The following is a 20138-nucleotide window of genomic DNA, read 5'->3' as shown; positions in this document are numbered from 1 at the left end:
CGTCACTCAGCCGCCAAGAGTTCCCCACCGCCGGTACTCACGCTGAACTGCACGTTCGCTAACCGCCCGACCAGGCGTGCCACCTCATGCGCGCCGAGCCCTCCCCATCCCCGCGCCCTCGCGGCGACGTAGAACTGGTGTGCCAGCGCCGCGAGAGGCACGGGGGACCCAACATCGTTCCCCAGTCGCATGGCCAATTCCATGTCTCGCTTCATGAGCTCGAGTCGAAACAACCCTTCCTGAGGACCACGCAGTAGCTCAGGCACGACTTCACTCCAGAGTTTCCAGCCCCCACTACTGGACCGTATCACCTCGTAGACTCGCGCCAGGTCAGCACCGGCATTCGCCGCTAGTGCCAACGCCTCCCCAATGAGCACTAGACTCACCCCAGTAAGAAGATTGCTAACAAGCTTCACCACTTTCCCCATACCGGGATCACCAACAAGATAGATGTCGCTTCCCAGAACCTGCAGAATAGGCAAGGAGCGCTCGAAGACTGCCGCATCGGCACCAACCATCACTGTCAGCGCTCCAGTCGCCGCTTCTTGAGGTCCACCACCGACTGGGGCGTCAACTACGTCAATCTGCCGTAAACGTCCCTCCTGGGCAATACGCTGGACCATCATGGGCGAAGCAGTGCTCAGTTCAATCACCATCGCGCCGGGACGTAAATGCTCCAGCGCTCCCTCCGGGCCAAGGTAGACCTCCAGTAGCTCATCATCCCCTGGAAGACAAGTCAGAAACACATCCGCTTCATCCGCCACTATCAGCGGCGTCGGCACCGCTTCCGCCCCGTGGAGCTCCAGTGCCTGCGCAACGTCCCATCGCCGGTCACTGACCAGCACCCGGTACCCGGCCTCCAACAAGCGCAGCACCATTGGGCGCCCCATGTTCCCAAGCCCAACGAATCCAAGTGTCGGCAGTTCTCCCACGGTTCCACCAGTCCTCTCACCGCTTCCACCCCGTGCACCGCTCATCATGCCGGACCATTGAGCGCCCCTGCAAGTCTTCGCCTCTGCGACCACCCGCGCAGTTGCCACTCCCCCGACCGTCGCGCGACCGACCAGTGGGTATCCGACTCCTCTCCTCTGGAACACTCTCATTCACGCGCCACCATCCCTTCATCGGTTCCAAGACAGATTGCCAACGAATTGCGCGCCAGCGAGGTGTCACCGGTCCACGCATGAGAGCATCGACGTTTCCTCTCACCCTCTCGACAGACGCGTGTGTCGCGCGCCGACAGGCCCCCGCAATCCACCTCAGCCTAGTAGTCAGACGCTGGAGTCGATGATCCGTCTCCGGCTCGCGACATCCCTGACCAACGTTCGTGAGCAACGGAGCCAAGGCGTACCTTGTCGGAGCCAGTTGTGTGTCACGGTACAGGGTCTTCACGACCGACGTCGCACGGCTACCTCAGCAGGATGAGTGACACTCCAATCATCCTCCAACTGCACTTCCACGCGGACAACGCAACACACCCCATCTACTTCGCCTGAAGAACCATCACCAGCAATCAGTGCTCCGATACCTCGCAGGGGCACCGCAGTACTACCCAAGCGGGAAAGTAGCCCCCGCGACTCACAACTGGTAGAACGTCACGAGTGAATCGCACCCGAGCCGTGCAGTGTCCACCAGTGGCCTCGTTCGAGCTCGCGGTGATTGTGGCGCCCGCAAGGGAGAACTCGTCGCGCTCACCACACGACTCAGAGGTGCTCCTCCAGGTCTGCAGCAACGATATTCCCTCGAGAGACGCGGAGTACTCCCCACCCGAGCACGCTCACCATCCCTCAGTCGTCATATCGATAAGGGGGGAGACCGCCTCTTCCTTGTGGTAGTTCGCTCATGCTACAAGGTATTGTGCGCTCGAGTCAGTACGACCACGAAATGCGCGGATTGCTCTTTCACGTGCCGTCAGCTGGCCTTCCAACAAGCGCCACCTACTCTTCCGACCGGCATGCGCTTCCGCTCCAGCCCTCGCAGCCAGACTTCACCACCAGGGGGTCAAACACCACCGTGGACGATCACGGCACTGGTGCGTACGGCGAATAGCGCTCACGTCGCCGCCTGATGGAACACTCCACACCTGCTTTGTCAGGAGCGTGGATAGTACCGCCCGAGAAATCGCCTGCACCTGCAACGGCAGCAACGCAACCCCGTGAGATGCTCCTCACGTCGCAGTAGAACAGCAGGACACCGCTCTGGAATAGCAGCCACTCGCACATCACCGCTCGACACGGCGGCGAACCGCAAAGCTTCCGGGTCCCTGTCACTCGATCGAGCACGGTTTCCATCGGAACTCGGTTACTGCAATGGTATTCACCCAACACCAGCGGACCGCTTCGCTCCTGAATCCACCGGCCCCTTCTTCTCCCAACCTGGCCACAGTGCTGCACAACGCCTCACGCTGCGCACACCCAAGCGCTCCACGACCACAGCGGCGTTCGATGATCTGCCACGCGCCGCTTCACCCTCTCGTCGATCCCAGTCTGCCGATGGGTACCGCCGTGACAATTAGCCGCTGGTCATACCGTCCCGTTGCTGGGTTGTAGTTGCCAGCACACGTTATCAGGGTGAGCCGCTCTTCCGGAGTCGGCCCCACGATGCGCTCGACCGGGGCTCGTACCTCTTCCACCGTCTCCAGCCCGGCCACCCGGTAACGAGCCACACTCCCGTCCGCTAACTCCAGTTCCACCACATCTCCAACGCGTAGCCGCCAGAGATCCCAGAACACCGCCGGGCCAACACCCACAAAGTCAACGTGCCCCGCCAGGACGATGTTGCTCCCCTGCCCTGGCAACGCCGTGAAGTCGTACCAGGCCACCTCTTCCGGCGAGTCAGGCGCCACCATGCGTCGCGCTGCATCGAGGCCTTTGACGACCACAGACGCATCGACCCCGATCGCCGGGATCCGAATCCGCGCGATCGAGGCGAGGACCGTCGTTGGTGTGGGAAGAGGCGTTGGTTCGCGTCCCGCCGTCGGACTTACCATCGGCAGTGCAACGGTTGGAGCAATGCGCTCTACGGAACGGACCGACGGCGTCTGATGGACCACGCGGTCGTCACCAAGCGTGAGCGCTCCGAGAAACCCTGCACCCACACCGAGCACCCATGCTGCCAAGACCAGGACCGCCACGCTTGCCCCGTAGCGCACCACTCACTCCGCCACACCTTACTGCTCCCGCCGACCGGGGCGGAGAAGCCCCACACCGCCGGCAAGCGTTCCTGTAAGGCCAAGCATGATCAGGCCGAGTCCAAGCAATCGAACACTATTGCCACGATCCGCTGTACCGGTATTCGGTAAACCGATGGTCGGCGTTGGTGTCGGACCACGACCGACAACCGGTGTTGCCGGGCCGGTAAGCGACCCTCCTACCGTCGGGGTTGTGCGCGGCGTCGCGACCGGCGTCGTTCCCGGTGTGCCTGTTGGGACCGCTGACGGCACGGGAGTGACTTCGGGTACCGGGTACTCGTAGGCACCGATGTCACAGGCCGTCCCCTGCGGACGCTTCGTGTGCAATTGGTCGTCTGCTGGGCAATTCTGCGTCCCCGCAGCATCGATCGCGGGACTCCCCAAACCAAGCGCATGGAACAGCGTGCCGTAGGTCGAGTCCACCTGCAATGACTGGAGATTCGGCGCAGCATTCACCAGGTCACCGCTTCCCCGCAGAAGACAGCTGTCACGGTCTTCCAGGTTGCTGCCCTGCGAGCTCGGCGCGATCCCCCCGCAGTTCCCCCCGCCGGGGCTCGCCGCGATCAACGTACCGCGCAACGTCACAGTGCCGCCGTCGTTGTAGAGTGCACCACCAGCTGCTGCAGCGTTGGAGGCCATCGTTACGAACTGCAGAGTCACGCTGCCCTGCGGCCCAATCCAGAGCCCACCGCCCCGCTGCTGGCTCACGTTGGTGCTCACCGTCACGTTGGTCAAGCCGACCGACCCGAGCGAGGCGATCCCACCTCCGTACGACAGCGCCTGGTTCTCCGTCACCGAACTCGCCTGTGCCACCAGTTGTCCCCCATTGCGCACAGCGATCCCGCCACCGAGTTGGCCAGCCGTGCTCCGACGGATCGCCGTATCGCCCAGTGTGACCTTTCCGGCTTCCGCGACGAGCATGCCGCCGCCGTCGTTCGCCGCCTGGTTGTCGATCAGCTGGACACTGCGGAACTCCGCCTGATTCGCAGCGAGGACACCACCACCAGAACCACCTGTCCGATTCCCCTCGATCGTTGCACCAGTGAAGACCACCTTGCCAAATGCAGCAATCCCCCCACCGTCGAGTGGGGCCTGATTGCCACGCACCACACTGTTCCCTTGCACCGTCAACGTCTTATTTCCGGTATGGTAAATTCCGCCTCCAGTGCTCCCGGTCTGATTTCCTTCGATGCTTGCGCCATCCAACAGCATCTCACCGCTGTTCCAGACCCCTCCCCCATCCTGAGTTGCTTCGTTGTTCTGCACGCTGAGACTCCGTAACCGCGCAGTCCCACCGCTTGCCACGCCTCCCCCCAGTCGAGCGCGGTTGCCACGGATAATCACCGTCTCCGGAGAACTGAGGTCAAGCGTCCCACTGTTGAGAATCCCTCCGCCTGACCCTGCCTCGGCGGTATTCCCTTCGATTACCGTCCGCGAGAGAGCAAGCGTCCCCGCATTGAAGAGTCCGCCACCACCACCTTCCACCGCAGTATTCCGTGCAATCGTCCCCCCGATAATCTGCCCGCTTCCTCGGCTGAGGATGACCAAGCCTCCTCCATCCCGAATTGCTTCGTTCTCGCGCACTTCCGTGTCCAACAGAGTCAGAATCCCTTCATCAGTTGCAATTCCACCACCCAAACCCGCCCGGTTACCGACCACTCTCGCGGTACGGAGCGTCACCTGTCCCTTCGCAACCCACAGACCACCGCCCCGCCCCTCACGGCCTGCCACGATGTTCCCCTGTACCAGTGTCCCTTGCAGGTCCACCTGCCCACCCTCGACCGCCACCCCACCGCCATCGACTCCTGCCTGGTTGAGGTCGCTTGCTCCTGTACCACCGATGCTCACTCGGCTCCCCAACACCAATCGCCCATCCTTCACCCAGATCGCCCCGCCCACACCGCTGGCCTGATTCCCAACGAGACGCACTGTCCCGTCGAGAATCACCGTCCCCGCCACAGCCAGCGCCCCGCCGTTCCCCGCCGTCTCCCCACTCGCTCCCGTGTGATTCCCCAGAAAAACGATCTGCCCTGCGTCCGGCGCGAGGACGATCGTCCCACTCGGCGCCACAAAGACGGCCCCACCATGCTTTTGTGCACTGTTGCTCACAAACTGCACATCACTCAACTGCAACACCCCACCGACCCATACTGCTCCACCGTCAAAGTTGCGCGTGTCTTCGTGACTCGCTTCTCCCCCCATGAGCGTGAGCCCCTCCAGAACCACCGTCGCTCCACTGCCGATGTCGATGAGTCGGTCAGACTCTTCTCCTGGCCAGGCACCCGCAATGATCGTCTGATTGCTCCCCTCTCCGTGCACTCGCAGAACACCGCCCCGCTTTGTCACGTCGAGATCTCCTGTCTCTGTGGTATCGTCGGGTGCTGGCGGAATGGAGAGCTGGTATGTCCCTGTTCCGAGCTGAATGGTCACCGGGTCGGTAAGGCCGTTTGCCTCGATCACCGCCGCCCGCAGCGTCGGACAGGTGCGGCTCGTGCCCGAGCCTGTACACGACCCGGTACCATCTGCGGAGCTGGTCACGGTGATCACCACTTCCGCGGCCCCAGTTGCTGGCGCAAACAACAGCGCACCCCCGCCCGCTGCCATCGCCAGCGAACTCACGAGGAGGATGACTTGCCACCCTGGCCACCGCACCACACTCACCCTTCCCCCGCGCGCGGCGTACCGTCTTCCGGTCCTTTTCCTCAAAATTGGTTCCTCAATCCTTCGTTCGACCTTCTTACCGTCGCAGATTGACCAGTTCTTGGAGAACCTCGTCGCTCGCTGTGATGACCCGCGAATTCGCCTGGAAGCCGCGCTGTGCCATGATCATGCTGGTAAACTCTTGGGCCAGGTCCACGTTGGACATCTCCAAGTACCCGCTCGCAATCTTCCCGCGCCCACCGGAGTCAGCCGGGCCGATAATCGGTTCACCCGAGTTGACCGTAGGCGAGTAGGCATTTCCGCCCACCTTCATCAGGCCACCGGGATTGGTAAAAAGCGCCAACGCCACCTGACCAATCACCTTGGTGACCCCATTGGAGTAGATTCCCAGCACCTCACCCGACTGGCTCACAGTGAACGTGGTCAGCGAACCAGCCGGAGCTCCATTCGCTGCCGCATTGGCCGTGGACGCAGCAGCAAGCTGCGTCAGCCGACTGAAGTCCGGGGTCACGCTGACCACACTTGCCCCGCCACCACTGGAATCCAAGTCAACCGCCGCGATCGAGGACGCAGCCGCATCGAGGTTCCCGTCTGCATCAAAGACCAGCGTTCCGCTCGTCGTCCCGCCCAGCGCAAATTCAGGGTCGTCCTCCGTAGCAGCGGTGCGTGGATCATCCTCCTGCATGGTGTAATCCCACGTATTCGGCCCGGTCTTTTCAAACAGGATGTAAAACTCGTGTCGCTTCCCCTGCGAGTCAATAATGCTCACCTTGGTTACATAATGCGGTGGCGTTGCTGTCGTATCCTGATTGGCGTCCAAGTTCCCCTGCACGGTGATCTGCGTCGATGGCACGGCATCGAGCTGCTGGCCAATCGGGATGGTGATCGGACCCACCGGTCCCGCTGTGTCAACATTCCCGTTCGCATCCGCCGGCCAACCCAGCACATAGAACCCGTTCGAAGGATTCACGAGCCGCAGGTCCGACCCGATATCAAAAGCGCCGTCCCGGGTGTAGAGCGTCTGTGACCCGTCACTCACCACGAAAAACCCGTCTCCCTGGATCGCAAGGTCGCTCGGCTTCCCCGTCAGTTGCAATGCTCCCTGCGTGTGGATCGTGTCGACAGCTCCCACCACTGCACCCAGCCCGATCTGAAGCGGGTTAATGCCGCCCCGCTGCTCAGTTGGCCCACTCGCCCCACGCACCAACTGACTGAGAATGTCCGTGAAGCGCACTCGCCCAACCTTGAACCCGGTCGTGTTCACATTAGCGATGTTGTTGCCAATGACATCCATCCAGGTCTGGTGAGCCCGCAACCCCGAGATCGCTGAGAACATCGACCGCATCATCGTTCGTCCCCCTTCGTCGGTTTATCACCCGTCATCACGCCCTCTCACATTTCGCCAGGCAGGGACGGCGGCGCAGATTCTTCGTGACCCCCAGCACACCATCCGCACCATCCTTGGTTCCTCACCGCTCCTCCTCTGCCACGGCAATACTCACGACATCCCGGACATCCACTCGCTCTCCACGCTCCAGTTCCAGCACCGCCGCGCCGTCCAGGATCGTTGCCCGCACCACCGTGCCGCTCACCAGCTCACGGCTCGTCCGCTCAAGACCGCTCACGACTTTTCCAAGGTATCCCGCCACCTGCCCCAGTGCCGCATGCTGCGCCAGTGCTGCCACTGTCTCGTTCAGTTGTTGCAACTGCTCGAGCGCGTTCAGCTGGGCCAGCTGGGCGATGAACTCACGGTCTTGCATCGGATTGAGCGGATCTTGGTTCTTCAGCTGCGCCACCAGCAGCATCAGAAACGCTTGCTTGTCGAGCCGTCCTCCCGGAGTGCTCCCGACCCCAGTTGCCTGCCCCGGTATCCCACTCCCTGCGCTGCTCCCACCAATGCCGCTGACACTCATCGCTGCACCTCACACTCACGCCCAGGTATCAACAAGGCTGGCCGGCTGAAAACTCCGACGGCGCTCCTGCTCTGCAACCTCCCTTGGTGGCAGGTGGGAGGCCATCGCGTTGTCCCGCGCCCAACCAGGGTCACCAGCCGTCCCCTGCTGACCCCCGCCCCACCCGTTTCCACCTGGCGCCCCACCGAGCAGGTCTTGTCTACTGCTCCCCGTGAGCGACTGAATCTCGAGCCGCTGCACGTTGAACCCGCCCGCCGCCAAGGCCATGCGCAGTCCGTTGCGTCCATGTTCGAGCGCCTGCCGCACCTCCGGGTGCTCCGCGGCGAGTGTCACCTCCAGTCGCCCGCCGATTTCGCGCACTCGCACATCCACCACGCCGAGCTCCGGTGGCTCCAAGCGCACTCGTACCTGCCGCACGCCCCGCTCCAGTGCCTGCAGCACCTGCTCTTCGAGCTGCGCTATCGGCTCAACCCAACCTCCAGGCTCCACCGTCGCTTGGTCCACGCCCCCTCTCATTGGCAACAAAGAGCCGACGAGTTCGGCCCCTTCCGCCGCGCCATGCCCGTAATCCCTGTGTGCAGTGCTCTTCACGGCGATCCCTGCATGCTCGGTTGTGGTCACGCTCTCACCGTTGGCGACACCACGCACTGATGCGGATGGCAATCCTTTTGTTGGAACCTGCTGCCCAACCGCTACCCCTTGCACCCCTCCATCGATTTCCCGCGGTACGACTCCCTGGAAACGAGTGGCAGGAGCCCTGCTCCCGACCTGTCCTCCGTGATCAAGCTGTGCCGCCGAAACACCTGCGCCAGCGTCTGGAGCATCAGGCGCGAGCGTGCTCTGCACCGCTGTCAGGTCACTGATCAGCAGACCCTCGTGAGCACTTGCCTGGCTTCGCTGAGCCTGCATTTGAGGTTGCCCTCGGCCCACCACCGCATGACCAGCAGTCGACGCCCCAGAGAGGAGTTGCTCACCTGCTGGCTCCGGCAAGCTCGTCTTGGACAGCTGATCGGCACGCTTGGGCACCGACAGCATCACACCTTGGTGAGCGGTCACTTGTTCGACGACCGGAACCCCGCGTGCCACTTCACCCTCTGCATCATGAGGCACGGCCGCTCCCGGCTCCACGTGTTGCCCGGGCACGGCAGCCGGCCATCCTTGGCCAGCCCCCAGCATCGCGAGCGCCTCTGCCAATGCGGGCGTTTCCCCCTCCACTTCACGTTTGTCCTGCACTGGTGCTCGCACGGACGCTGAGTCCTCGTTGCCAACCACCTGCTGTACGCCACTTGGCCACTGACTTTCGCTTAAAAGGGCAGCCAACAGTGCAAAGAAGGCATCTACAGCACCCTCTGCTCTCAGCAATCCAGGAGGGCCGGCAACCCCCTGTCCTCCGGTTCCCTGGCCGACCACTGGAAAGACCACCGGCGCACCTCCTCATCCCGCGTCAGCCGCCTTGCCCACCGCTCGCCATCGCACGCAGCATCGCCAATCGCCGCGCCAGCACTTCACTCAGCGCGCTGTAACGTAGCGTTGTCTCTGCGAGCAACCCCATCTCCCGCTCGATATCCACATTGTTACCGTCGTTGCGGTACCGCGTTCCCGTCAATTCGACGACTTGCGGCTGCACCGCACTTGCGGAAACCGGCATCGTCGCAATGTGTCGCGGGTCTGTCCGTACCAGCGGCAACGGAGCGAAGCGGCCAGTCAACATCGACTCAAGCAACTCCTCGAAACGCACTGCCTGTGCCCGGAAGCCCGGTGTTTCGGCATTAGCCACGTTGCTTGCTGTCACCTGTTGCCGCAACGCGAGTGCGTCAAGTGCCCGCGTGAGCACGCCGATTGGATCGACCGTCCCCACCATGTCGCACCCCTCAGCTCCCCCGGCTCAGCATCTGCCAGGTCGCCATCACCGCTTCCACATACCGCTGCGTTTCTGGATACGGCGGAATCCCGCCGGCCTCCCGCACCGCATTCGGCCCTGCGTTGTAGGCAGCTAACGCGAGTCGCACATCACCGCCGAACCGCTGCAGGAGATCCCGGAAGTAGCGCGCTCCACCATCCAGGTTCTGCGCCGGGTCGAACGGATCTCGCACCCCGAGCGCTGCTGCTGTCCCATCCATCAGCTGCAGCAGCCCCTTGGCCCCTGCCGGTGACACCGCACGGGGATCGAAACCACTCTCCACCTTCACCATTGCAGCCAAGAGCGCTGCATCGAGCCCGTAGCGCTGCGCAGTCGTAACGATCAGGTTCCCGAACGGCAAACTCAGCACGCTCTGCCCACCACGACCAGCCGGTCCACTCGCCTGCAGCGACAACCACGGATCGATCGGCCGTCCGTTTTGCCGGATCTCATAGTGGAGGTGCGGCCCTGTCGATGCTCCGGTATTCCCCGACTTACCGATCGTCTGGCCACGCTCGACCCGCTGTCCGGGAACCACACTCGCCTCGCTGAGGTGCGCGTAGAGCGTGGTTACTCCGTTCCCGTGATCGATCTCAACTCGCAGCCCATACCCGTCTGTATTCCCGACGAACCGCACGACACCGCTCGCCGTCGCCCGTACCGGCGTCCCCTCCGGAACTCCAATGTCAATGCCGGTGTGGAGCTGCTCGCCAGGGAGCAGCGATCGCGGCCCGAAGGTCGATGTCACTGGCCCATGAACGGGCCATACACCGCGTAGATCGGTCAAGGGATCGCGACCAGCAGACGTCGGCGAATCCGTTACAACGCCGCGCTGCGCCAAGAGCGCCCAGAACTCGGTGTTGTTCGCAGTCGGTCCTCCAAGCTGTGGTGAGCGGATGCCAAACCGGGCCGGCATCGTCGCCAAGATCTCTGAAGGGATTGTGATCCCCGCCATACAGCCCCCTATCCGAGCCGCTCCGCACCAAGCGTTCGCCGTGCCGCTTGCCCGTTCGCGATCTCGTCAAGAAGCTTCGCCTCGGCCGCACGTTCGGCTCGCCGCACCTCGCCCAGCCAGCGGGCCCGCACGAGCTCCACCTTCTTCGCCTCGCGACGCTGTGCCACCAGTGCCGCACGTGCAACCTCCGCCCGGCGCTTCGCCTCCGCAAGCGCGGCCTCACGCTCGTCTCGCCGTTGCGACAACCACGCCTGGTACGCCTCAGCACCGCTCAGCAACGTCGCATCCACCGATTTTCCTGCCAGGGTCGCGAGGCTCACCGCTAATGCACGCTGCGACGCCTCGAGCTGAGCCAACGCTGTCTCGCACGCCACAACGAAGCGTTGCTCTTCTGCGAAGCGGCGCTGCGCCTCCTCAACCAGCTGCTCGCGGTACTCCAGCAACCGCTGCATCCGTGCTGCCCGCTGTCGTAAGGTCCGCACCATACGCGCCGACCCCCTATGCCACCTGCATGTCCACCGACCGGATGCTGTCCATAGGCTTGCCGGTGAGGAGCTTCTCAAGCCAGGCCAGCGTCTCCTCAAACGTGGTGCACTCTTCCGGCCGCTGCTGCAGAAACCGTCGGAGTTCCGGTAACAGCGCCAACGCTCGGTCGACCGCGGGATTCGTTCCGCTTACGTAAGCACCGATATCCACGAGATCTCGTGCGCTCTCGTACGCAGCCAGTAGCTCGCGTACCTCCGCCGCCAGCGCCCGGTGCCGCTCCGACACCAGGTTGGGCATTAACCGACTCACACTCGCCAAGATATCGATTGCTGGGAAATGACCCCGATCAGCCAATGCCCGCGAGAGCACGATATGCCCGTCCAGAATGCCGCGCACCGTGTCGGCAATCGGCTCATTCAGATCGTCCCCTTCCACCAGCACGGTGTAGAACGCAGTGATGCTTCCGCGCTCGGAGTTCCCTGCTCGCTCGAGCAACCGTGGCAGCAAAGCAAAGACCGATGGCGGATACCCACGGGTCGCTGGCGGCTCCCCCGCCGCCAGCCCCACTTCACGCTGCGCCATCGCCAAGCGTGTTACCGAATCCATCATGAGCACGACGCTCGCCCCACGGTCGCGGAAGTACTCTGCAAGCAGGGTTGCCGTCCAGGCCGCCTTGATCCGGAGCAACGCCGGTTGGTCCGATGTCGAGACCACGACGACTGCTCGCTGCAGCCCTTCCGGCCCGAGATCGCGTTCAATGAATTCCTGAACCTCGCGCCCACGCTCACCAATCAGCGCGATCACCCGAACATCGCAGACGGCCTTGCGGCTAATCATTCCGAGCAACGTGCTCTTCCCTACTCCCGAGCCAGCGAAGATTCCCAGCCGCTGCCCGCGGCCACAGGTCAGAGCGGCGTCAATCGCCCGAACGCCAGTCGGCAGGATCTCCTGGATCGGCATCCGTTGCAGCGGACTCGGTGGCGCGCCACCCAGCCGCACACGTCGCCGGCTGCGTAAGGGCCCCTTCCCGTCGATCGGCCGCCCCAGACCGTCGACCACGCGCCCCAAAAGCTCCGGCCCAACCGGTATGTGCAGCGCCTCTGGTGCCGGCACCACTCGGCTCCCATGTCGGACACCGCGCAGTTCGGCCAGCGGCACCAGCACCAGCCGTTCGTCATGAAATCCCACCACCTCAGCTGCCAGCCGCCCCTCCTCTGCGAAGGTCGGAAAGATGTGACACAAATCACCAATCTCGAGGTCGAGCCCGATCGCCTCCACCGTCAGCCCGATGCCGCGCACCACGCGCCCTTCGCGCCGGATCGGCTGCACCGTTCGCACCCGTTGCCGGAAGCGTTCGAGGAGCGCCTCAGGACTCATCCGCCACCTCCAGGAGTGCGAGGCGGAGTTCAGCAAGTTGTGTCGAGAGCCGCGCGTCGACGAATCCGACGGGGGTTCCCAGAACACAACTTCCGCGATCTACGTGTGGGTCGCCCACCACTTCCACCGATGGCCGGCCGTTCCAACTCAGCCGCACCCATTCCCGCGCCCGCTCGACGTCCTCTGGATGCACGATCAAGTGCGTCACCGGCGCACTCGGTGCCTGCTCCAGCGCCACTTGTACGAGGCGCCCGAGCAGCGCTTCATCGCGAGCAACCTCCCGACGCAGCACTGCCTCTGCGACGAGTACTGCCAACTCGACAACGAGCCGCACGTACGCCTGTCGCACGTCCTCCTCGCGCAGCACTGCCCGCTCAAGCAGTTCCCGTAACCTCGTCAGGAGCTCCCGCTGTTCAGCCGCCAACCCCTGCTCAAGCTGCGCCCGGGCCTCGACCAGCGCCGCCTCCCACAGCTGCTGCCGGAGCGTCTCGACCTCCCGCTGCGCAGCCTCCACGATCGCCACTGCTTCCGCCTCCGCTCCGGCGATGATTGCCGAAGCCCGCTCTTCCGCCTCTGCGAGGAGCTGCAACGCCACCATTCGGTCGTGTGGGGAAGGCTGCGGGGCCACCACCGCGCTTCCGACCCGCACTGCTGCCTCCCGCTTGACCACGCGCGCACTAGCCAAGGATCGCCTCCTCGCCACGCGAGATCACAATCTCCTCGGCCTCTTCCAGTCGCCGAACGACCGCCACAATTCGCTGCTGTGCTTCTTCCACCGCCCGAATCCGCACCGGTCCCAGGTAACTGATCTCTTCCCTCAGGAGCTCCGCTGCTCGCTGCGACATGTTCCGGAAGATCTTCTCCTTCAGTTCGTCTCGCGCCGCCTTCAGCGCCAATGCCAAGTCGCGCATATCCACCTCGCGCAGCACCCGCTGCAGCGACCGGTCATCGAGCAGGATCAGGTCGTCGAACGTGAACATCAGCTTACGGACTTCCTCCGCAAGCATCGGGTCAACCTCAGTGAGACGCTCCAGAATGTGCTTTTCAGTACTTCGATCCACCTTGCTCAGAATGGCAACCAAATGCGGCACACCGCCAACGGTGCGCGAGTCCTGGGTCAACAGCGACGACATGCGACGCCGCATAATCTCCTCGACCCGCTTGATGATCTCCGACGGTGTCCGATCAATCGTTGCGATGCGCCGCGCCACCTCCGCTTGGAGATCCTCATTCAGATGACTGATCACTGCCGCTGCCTGTACTGGCGGCAGATGCGAGAGGATGAGGGCAATCGTCTGCGGATGCTCGTTCTGCAAAAACATCGCCATCTGTCGAGGATCGGACTTGCGCAGGAACTCGAACGGCGCGGGGGGGTTCATCGTGACGACGCGATCTATCAACGCATTCGCTCGTTCCAGCCCCATCGCCCGTGCCAGCATCTCACGCGCGTACTCGATGCCACCGACCGCGAGATATCGGTGCACAACCGCCATCTCATGGGCCTCGTCGAGCACTTGCCGCACCTCATCCTCGTTGAGACGCGGCATCGTCGCGACCTTCACCGTGATCGCCTCAATCTCGTGTTCTTGCAGATGCTGGAGCACCTTTGCCGAATAATCCGGCCCCAGTGCCATCAACAGCGCAGCCGCCTTCGCTGCCCCCTTGAGCGGTTGGGGCTGGTTCCCCTGCCTCAGCGACATCTGCGCCGTCATTTCGCCGCTACTCCTCGTTCAGCCAGGCTCGCACGACATGTGCCACTGTGGCGGGATCCTTTTTCGCGAGCTCCTGTAGTTCTCGCAATGTTGGCGGCGGCCCACTCGGTGCCTTGAGCGCCGCCTCTGCTTGCCCCGGCAGGCCGGCCGACACCCCAGCTGCCCCAGCAGCGGCCACAGGCCCTGGTAGCACCTCGGTGGCCACCTCGTAGCGTAGCGTTGGAGGCAGCGCGGCACGCTGCGCGGCAAGCACACGCCAGGCAAAGAGCAGCGCGAGCAACGGAATCAGCACCATCGCGCCGATCCGTGCCGCTTCCAGAACGCGATCCATCAGCGCTGGGCCAGCCACCGCTTCCTCTGCCGTCGCCGTTGTGAACGGGACGACGCTCACCGTGACTTGATCACCACGCTCCGGTACGATCCCAGCAGCCGCCGCCACTAGATCCCGTACCTGCTCGGCTACGGCAGGATCTACCGCCGCGCTGTTCAGCACGACCGCCACGGAAAGCCTCTGAATCTTCCCCGGTGCTTGGACGACACGCTCCACCTGTCGGGAGAGTTCGAAGTTCACCGTGCTCTCCCGCAGCTCGCTGCGCTGCTGGTTCTGCCCAGCCGCCCCTTCTTGATAGGTGTCTACGTTGCTGTCTACCCCCGGCACACCAATCGGGCCCGTCGCCGTCCCTTCCGTCGTCTGCACACGTTCCTGTTGGCTGCGCACCTGCGGCTGGGCACCGTTTGGACTGTAAATCTCGCTGTCCACCTGCCGCTGGTCCCAGTCAAAGCTCGCACTGACTTGCACAGCCGCGTTATTGTTCCCAACCACTCGTGCGACGATCGTCTGGAGCTGCGTCGCCATCGCCGTCTCGAACGCTCGCTGTGCCTTGAGGTGATCGCTCATCCCACCAGCCGCCGCTACCCCACCCCCTGACCAGAGCGCATTCCCGCTCTCATCCACCACCGTGACGTGCTCTGGCTGTAGCCCCGGGACAGCGGCCGAGACCAGGTGCACGACACCGCGCACCTGCTCGTCCGTGAGCCGACTCCCCGGTTTCAACTGCAGGACCACTGCTGCCGTCGTCGGCTGCTGCTGCTCGGTGAACAGCGACTGCTCGGGAATGACTAGGTGTACACGTGCCGACCGCACCCCGTCGAGTTGGCTGATCGTCCGCGCCAACTCCCCTTCCAACGCCCGTTGGTAGTTCACCCGCTGCTGGAAGTCGGTCACTCCGAACGAGGACCGGTCGAAAAGCTCAAAGCCGAGTGTCCCGCTTTTTGGTAACCCCTGCGCTGCCAGGGCCAGTCGCAACTTGGCAACCTGATCGACCGGCACACTGATGGCAGTCCCATCATTCGAGAGCTTGTACGGCACTCCCTGCTGCCGGAGCTGCTCGATAATCGCTGCTGCGTCGTCCGCCGAAAGTCCTGAGTAGAGCGGCGCATACTGCTGCGGCGGCTGAATGAGGAGCAGAAGCGCGACGGCAAAGATTGCCGTCAGACCAACGGCGACAATCGCCACCCGCCGGTTCTGGCTGAGCCCGTCCCAGCGCTCTCGGAGAAGCTCCCAGTATGGTGCAAACCGTCGCAGCATGGTGCTCGCTCGTCCTGTTCACCAACTAGATCGGCATCGACATGACTTCACGGTAGGCCTCGAGCGCTCGGTTACGGATCTGCAGTGCTGCCTGCAACCCAATCGACGCTGTCTCCAAGGCCACCATGACCTGGTGCAGGTCAACATCTTTTCCGGCTGCCAGTGCGAGGGCCAGCCGATCAGCCTCGTTCAACTGCTCGTTTAGCACTCCAAAAGCCTTCTCTAACACCTCACCGAAGGACGGGCCACCGGCTCGCGACGCTGACGATGCTGCCTCACTGCTGACCGGCGCAATCTCTCCCGTGATCGGAAGAACCGGCGCGATGCTCACCTTGTCCCCCTCTCCACCGTGCGACAAAGGCTCACGCTCGGCCGATGCTCAATGCCCGCATCGCCATCGCCTTCAATGACTCCAATACCGTCACGTTCGCCTCATACGCCCGGGTTGCAGCGATGAGATTCGTCATCTCGCTCACCACATCAATGTCCGGGTAGCGGACAATCCCGTTCGCATCAGCATCCGGATGACTCGGATCGTAAACCTCGCGCACTGCCCGCTGGTCGACGACGATGCCAGCGACGTGAACGCCGCGCGCAATACTCGGCGGTGTCTGCACGATCCCCGTCCGTGTCTGCAGAAGACGAGCAAACGGACTCGGCTGCTCTGTAGCAAAGATGACCTGTCGTCGCAGGTACGGTCCCCCCTGCGGCGTCCGCGTCGTGTCGACATTCGCCAAATTCGACGCCGTCACATCCATCCGCACTCGCTGTGCCGTTAGAGCCGATAGGCTGACTCGCATCGTCCCCAAGATCCCCATCGGCACCTGCCCTCCTGCTTCCCTGCCCTTCGTTTGCATGACCAACACTACGCATCAGCCGGCAACTTGCCGATATCCTGACGGTCGGAAGCAGGGGAGGGACGGAAGTCCACACTGCCCCAGTACCGAGTGGCGAGCCGCGCACGCATGGACGTTCAATCTCCATCCCAACCGCTCGGACCCTCAGGCCGCTGTCCTTCTAAGGAACACGGCACCGCAGCGGCAAAGCCCCCTGCCTATGGACATAGGCTCAATCGACGATGGTGCGTCTCGGCTCGGTTGGCAACAGGACAATCTGCCTGCGAAACGCCCAATATGCTGCTCCTGTTGCGGAGGGAGGGGCATCACCCCGAGGATCTGACAGGGAAAGCACGAGGAGGAGGATACGAGAGGAGCAGGTCTGTCCCGACTTGCTTCACACTCTGCTCAACAAAACCATCCCTCGACCCCTTCTAGCCGAGGACCACGCGCTGCCTTCGGCGCTCCCCAATGAAGGGGCTGACCCTGCGCATGCCTTTCGCCCGTGAGCACAGCCCCATTGATCCCCTTTGGCACACTGCTCGCCTTCCGCGTAAGAGCGGGAAATACGGTCTCGCCCCGTCTGTATGATGGAAACGGCCTTTCTATCGTGTCGGAGAAGATACCAGGCCAACCGGCGCGGGTCTGCAATGCTTGTTTCAGACCGACCGATCACCACAGAAACTGGCGCCGCCTCGGGGGGCGCACACCGCAGTCTTCCTCCAGCCTACAGAGATCCTCTCTCGGTGACGCAAGGAGATGGTCTGCCTCGCCTCCAGCGGAGAGATTGCCGCTAACAGCAAGATTCCGCAGGATCGAGCACTACTGACCCTGCCCCCAGAACCACAGCTCGAACAGCTCGCAGGACATCCACACCACCTGAGTGACAGGATGAGCGCCCTCCTGTGGAAACTACGGTCACTCACCCCCGCCCTGCCCAGTCAAGAATTCGAAGCAGAGGACGGTCTTCAGCGCCTGGCTAGACGGTGCTCGACATGATGACCTTCACCGGCCTCCTTCCTGTTGCGTCTCCCGCGCATGACGCCGGAACGGGGAGCAACCCAATTTCAGCACTGTACTGTATCCGTGAATTCGTTACCCCGTCTGCTACAGGAAGAGCATGACCACGGCTTCTCTGCTGACAACCAACATCTCGGTTCGATTCCGCTCACGCCTCCGGCTTCGGTACGAGATAGATCCGCACACCTTGGTGAATGAGGTAGTTCAAGAGGTGGACGCGGGTCTCCAGACCAATCCGTCCCAACGGCGGGATGAGCGGCACCCCATGCAGCGCCGCCTTCGCGACAATCCATTCCCGGAATTGCCGGTCAGTCATTTCGGCCACTGTGATGTTCTCATCGCCGCGACCATCCTCCCGCGGTACCAGCACATAGACGCGCCGTAGATCCTCTACCGTGAGGTCCGGCTGGGGAGCTCGCGCATATCGGCCGTACGGAAAGCGCCCGATATACATGCCGTTTCCCCCATCTGTACCCACTGCGTCAACCCCCTCGATCATCACCAATTACCCGGGAAGGCGTCGCATGGCCCTTCATGCGCCCCCAATCCAACGCCTGGGCTACCGGAATACTCCGAGGCGCATCCCACCCCGCACAGCCCTGCTCGGAACCGTTGCCAATCACCCGCCTCCCTCCAACTTCTGACTCGCCTTCCCGTGCCTGACAGAATGATCGCAGAGCTCCGTGACGAGCACCACCGCCACTGTTTTCCGGTAAGCACCGCTCCCCAAGCGTTCCCCCTCTCCCGCCACGCGCGGGAGAGGGGGTCAGGGGGTGAGGGGAGCGACTCCGGGAGACTGGGTGAGGGTTGCACCGGAGTGAGGGCAGCGAGGGCTGGCCAACGGTCAACGGCGGCCTTTTGCACACCTGCGGCATTCGGTAAGTGTCACACCAACCCGGCCCTCCGCGCGGGCAGGCGTGATGCATCGCTCCCCTACGAAGCGGCGATCCAATCCCCCAAACCCCTCGTGATGGCATACCGTCACGACTCCTCCGGACGCTCCTGCCCCGGCCACTGGAGTACACGCTCCCCCCTGTCCCACGCTACCGAACAATCGCGTCGCTTTTCCCTCTCTTCTTGACACCATGCTGTGCTCCAAGCCGCACCTTGGTGATCCGAAAGTCCAGACTCCACACGCCCCTTTGCGCCTCCTCGACCATTCGCCCGATCAACCGTCTCGGATGGTACGATCAGCCGGGACATGCGACGGAGGGAGAGCGTGATGCAGTGGGACGAACTGGTGCGAGTCACACCGGAGCTCGACGCCTGGTTGCGCGAGACGCGCCGCTATCTCCACATGAACCCGGAGCTCTCCTTACAAGAAGTCAACACAGCGCGCCTCGTCGCCGGACATCTGCGCGAACTTGGGATCGAGCACCGGACGGGCCTCGGTGGTGACGGGCGCCCATTGTTTATGTCCCCGGAGGCACTCCGCGCTGCCGGGATTCAACCGGGGCCGACAACGGGAGGAAACGGGATTCTCGCCGTGATCCGCGGCGAGCGAGGCCCAGGCCGTACCGTTCTCCTCCGCGCTGACATGGACGCGCTTCCGATCGACGAGCAGAACGATGTCCCCTATCGATCGACCCGTCCCGGCATCATGCACGCCTGCGGTCATGATGCCCACACCACCATTCTGCTCGGTGTCGCCGAACTCCTGCATGCCTTGAGTGATCGTTTTGCTGGCACTGTCAAGCTCATGTTCCAGCCCGCCGAGGAGGGACCCGGTGGTGCCGCCGCTATGGTTGCCGACGGTATTCTCGACGATCCTCCAGTTGATGCTGCCTTCGCCCTTCACGTCGACAGTACCCACCGGGCCGGCGAGGTCGCCATCTCACCCGGTCCCGCGACGGCCGCGGCCGATACCTTCCGCATCGTCGTGCGCGGCATCGGTGGCCACGCTGCCAAGCCCCAAACCGCGGTCGACCCGATCGTCGTTGCCGCGCAGATTGTCATCGCGCTCCAGACACTCGTGAGTCGAGAAACCAACCCGCTTGACTCAGCAGTCATCACCGTTGGCAAGCTCCACGCCGGAACGGCAACCAACATCATTCCCGACCACGCTATCCTGGAAGGCACTGTGCGGACATACTCACCCGCCGTTCGTGATCACCTCGAGCAGCGCATCGGCGAGCTGGCGTCCGGCATTGCCCGAGCCATGCGTGCTGAGGCCGAAACGGTCTACCTCCGTGGTTATCCGGCGATGCACAACGATCCCACGCTCACGACCTTAGCACGCCAAGTGGCAACAGAACTCCTGGGGCCAGAGCGCGTCTATGACCGCGAGCCGCTCATGGCAGGGGAGGACTTCGCTTTTGTGGCTCAACGTGTGCCCGTCTGCATGATCAGTCTTGGAGTGGCGAATCCGGAGCGCGGCATTATCTATCCACCGCATCACCCACGTTTCGACCTTGATGAGGATGCGTTAGCAGTTGGCGTCCGGCTCATGACTGCAATCGCCCTGCGCTATCTCGGCGCTGCGTGACGAAGGGACGGCAGC

The 20138-nt window shown here is 63.2% G+C and carries 17 protein-coding genes; 1 reads left to right on the top strand and 16 read right to left on the bottom strand.

Features of this window, described 5'->3' with window-relative positions; translation table 11 throughout:
* Positions 1–2 precede the first annotated feature (2 nt).
* The 16 genes from NET03_RS07940 to NET03_RS07860 all read right to left on the bottom strand — a co-directional run bounded on the left by NET03_RS07940 (position 3) and on the right by NET03_RS07860 (position 18137).
* Positions 3–932 carry an NAD(P)-dependent oxidoreductase gene (locus NET03_RS07940; protein WP_252128374.1) on the bottom strand — a complete coding sequence of 310 codons (930 nt, stop codon included), beginning with the start codon at positions 930–932 and terminating at the stop codon, positions 3–5.
* Positions 933–2464: 1532 nt separating this feature from the next.
* The gene (locus tag NET03_RS07935; protein ID WP_252128373.1) at positions 2465–3151 is read right to left on the bottom strand and encodes a class F sortase; all 687 of its coding nucleotides are present in this window, start codon (positions 3149–3151) and stop codon (positions 2465–2467) included.
* A gap of 18 nt (positions 3152–3169) precedes the next feature.
* Complete coding sequence (locus NET03_RS07930; protein WP_252128372.1) at positions 3170–5842, bottom strand: choice-of-anchor Q domain-containing protein; 2673 nt, start codon at positions 5840–5842, stop codon at positions 3170–3172.
* Positions 5843–5927: 85 nt separating this feature from the next.
* Positions 5928–7199, bottom strand: a complete 1272-nt coding sequence (locus tag NET03_RS07925; RefSeq protein ID WP_252128371.1) for a flagellar hook protein FlgE — start codon at positions 7197–7199, stop codon at positions 5928–5930.
* A gap of 121 nt (positions 7200–7320) precedes the next feature.
* Positions 7321–7764 (bottom strand): flagellar hook capping FlgD N-terminal domain-containing protein, encoded by a 444-nt coding sequence (locus tag NET03_RS07920; protein WP_252128370.1) that lies wholly within the window; start codon positions 7762–7764, stop codon positions 7321–7323.
* Between the two features lie 15 nt (positions 7765–7779).
* Positions 7780–9186 (bottom strand): flagellar hook-length control protein FliK, encoded by a 1407-nt coding sequence (locus NET03_RS13820; protein ID WP_252128369.1) that lies wholly within the window; start codon positions 9184–9186, stop codon positions 7780–7782.
* Positions 9187–9208: 22 nt separating this feature from the next.
* Positions 9209–9625 carry a flagellar basal body rod protein FlgB gene (gene flgB / locus NET03_RS07910; RefSeq protein WP_252128368.1) on the bottom strand — a complete coding sequence of 139 codons (417 nt, stop codon included), beginning with the start codon at positions 9623–9625 and terminating at the stop codon, positions 9209–9211.
* A 10-nt stretch (positions 9626–9635) separates the two neighbouring features.
* Complete coding sequence (locus NET03_RS13585) at positions 9636–10619, bottom strand: peptidoglycan DD-metalloendopeptidase family protein (RefSeq protein WP_286207277.1); 984 nt, start codon at positions 10617–10619, stop codon at positions 9636–9638.
* Positions 10620–10627: 8 nt separating this feature from the next.
* The gene (gene fliJ, locus NET03_RS07895) at positions 10628–11104 is read right to left on the bottom strand and encodes a flagellar export protein FliJ (RefSeq protein WP_252128367.1); all 477 of its coding nucleotides are present in this window, start codon (positions 11102–11104) and stop codon (positions 10628–10630) included.
* 13 nt (positions 11105–11117) lie between these two features.
* A complete protein-coding gene (locus tag NET03_RS07890; protein WP_252128366.1) occupies positions 11118–12482 on the bottom strand; it encodes a FliI/YscN family ATPase in 1365 nt (454 codons plus the stop codon).
* The gene (locus tag NET03_RS07885) at positions 12472–13167 is read right to left on the bottom strand and encodes a FliH/SctL family protein (RefSeq protein ID WP_252128365.1); all 696 of its coding nucleotides are present in this window, start codon (positions 13165–13167) and stop codon (positions 12472–12474) included. Before NET03_RS07885 ends, NET03_RS07890 begins: the two co-directional genes overlap by 11 nt.
* Positions 13160–14194: a flagellar motor switch protein FliG gene (gene fliG, locus NET03_RS07880; protein ID WP_252128364.1), complete on the bottom strand. Its 1035-nt coding sequence runs from the start codon at positions 14192–14194 to the stop codon at positions 13160–13162. The genes NET03_RS07885 and fliG overlap by 8 nt, the downstream gene beginning before the upstream one ends.
* A gap of 7 nt (positions 14195–14201) precedes the next feature.
* Positions 14202–15782, bottom strand: coding sequence for a flagellar basal-body MS-ring/collar protein FliF (gene fliF, locus NET03_RS07875; protein WP_252128363.1), 1581 nt, complete (start codon positions 15780–15782; stop codon positions 14202–14204).
* 25 nt (positions 15783–15807) lie between these two features.
* Positions 15808–16113 carry a flagellar hook-basal body complex protein FliE gene (fliE, locus tag NET03_RS07870; RefSeq protein ID WP_252128362.1) on the bottom strand — a complete coding sequence of 102 codons (306 nt, stop codon included), beginning with the start codon at positions 16111–16113 and terminating at the stop codon, positions 15808–15810.
* Between the two features lie 31 nt (positions 16114–16144).
* Entirely contained in the window at positions 16145–16600 is a 456-nt protein-coding gene (gene flgC, locus NET03_RS07865; protein WP_252128510.1) for a flagellar basal body rod protein FlgC, read from the bottom strand.
* Between the two features lie 1186 nt (positions 16601–17786).
* Positions 17787–18137: a hypothetical protein gene (locus NET03_RS07860; RefSeq protein WP_252128361.1), complete on the bottom strand. Its 351-nt coding sequence runs from the start codon at positions 18135–18137 to the stop codon at positions 17787–17789.
* 723 nt (positions 18138–18860) lie between these two features.
* Here NET03_RS07860 and NET03_RS07855 point away from each other — a divergent pair.
* Complete coding sequence (locus NET03_RS07855; RefSeq protein ID WP_252128360.1) at positions 18861–20123, top strand: M20 metallopeptidase family protein; 1263 nt, start codon at positions 18861–18863, stop codon at positions 20121–20123.
* Positions 20124–20138 lie beyond the last annotated feature (15 nt).

The sequence above is a fragment of the Thermomicrobium sp. CFH 73360 genome, assembly GCF_023806465.1.
Lineage (GTDB): Bacteria > Chloroflexota > Chloroflexia > Thermomicrobiales > Thermomicrobiaceae > Thermomicrobium.
Note: the sequence above shows the minus strand (reverse complement) of the source record. Positions and strands in the feature narration are given on the sequence as shown.

Coding starts and splice junctions, on each gene's coding strand:
- fliJ (WP_252128367.1), bottom strand. CDS start 11,104: ATGGTGCGGACCTTACGACAGCGGGCAGCACGGATGCAGCGGTTGCTG.
- fliG (WP_252128364.1), bottom strand. CDS start 14,194: ATGACGGCGCAGATGTCGCTGAGGCAGGGGAACCAGCCCCAACCGCTC.
- fliF (WP_252128363.1), bottom strand. CDS start 15,782: ATGCTGCGACGGTTTGCACCATACTGGGAGCTTCTCCGAGAGCGCTGG.
- NET03_RS07890 (WP_252128366.1), bottom strand. CDS start 12,482: ATGAGTCCTGAGGCGCTCCTCGAACGCTTCCGGCAACGGGTGCGAACG.
- NET03_RS07920 (WP_252128370.1), bottom strand. CDS start 7,764: ATGAGTGTCAGCGGCATTGGTGGGAGCAGCGCAGGGAGTGGGATACCG.
- NET03_RS07860 (WP_252128361.1), bottom strand. CDS start 18,137: ATGATCGAGGGGGTTGACGCAGTGGGTACAGATGGGGGAAACGGCATG.
- NET03_RS07925 (WP_252128371.1), bottom strand. CDS start 7,199: ATGATGCGGTCGATGTTCTCAGCGATCTCGGGGTTGCGGGCTCACCAG.
- flgB (WP_252128368.1), bottom strand. CDS start 9,625: ATGGTGGGGACGGTCGATCCAATCGGCGTGCTCACGCGGGCACTTGAC.
- NET03_RS13585 (WP_286207277.1), bottom strand. CDS start 10,619: ATGGCGGGGATCACAATCCCTTCAGAGATCTTGGCGACGATGCCGGCC.
- flgC (WP_252128510.1), bottom strand. CDS start 16,600: ATGGGGATCTTGGGGACGATGCGAGTCAGCCTATCGGCTCTAACGGCA.
- NET03_RS07855 (WP_252128360.1), top strand. CDS start 18,861: ATGCAGTGGGACGAACTGGTGCGAGTCACACCGGAGCTCGACGCCTGG.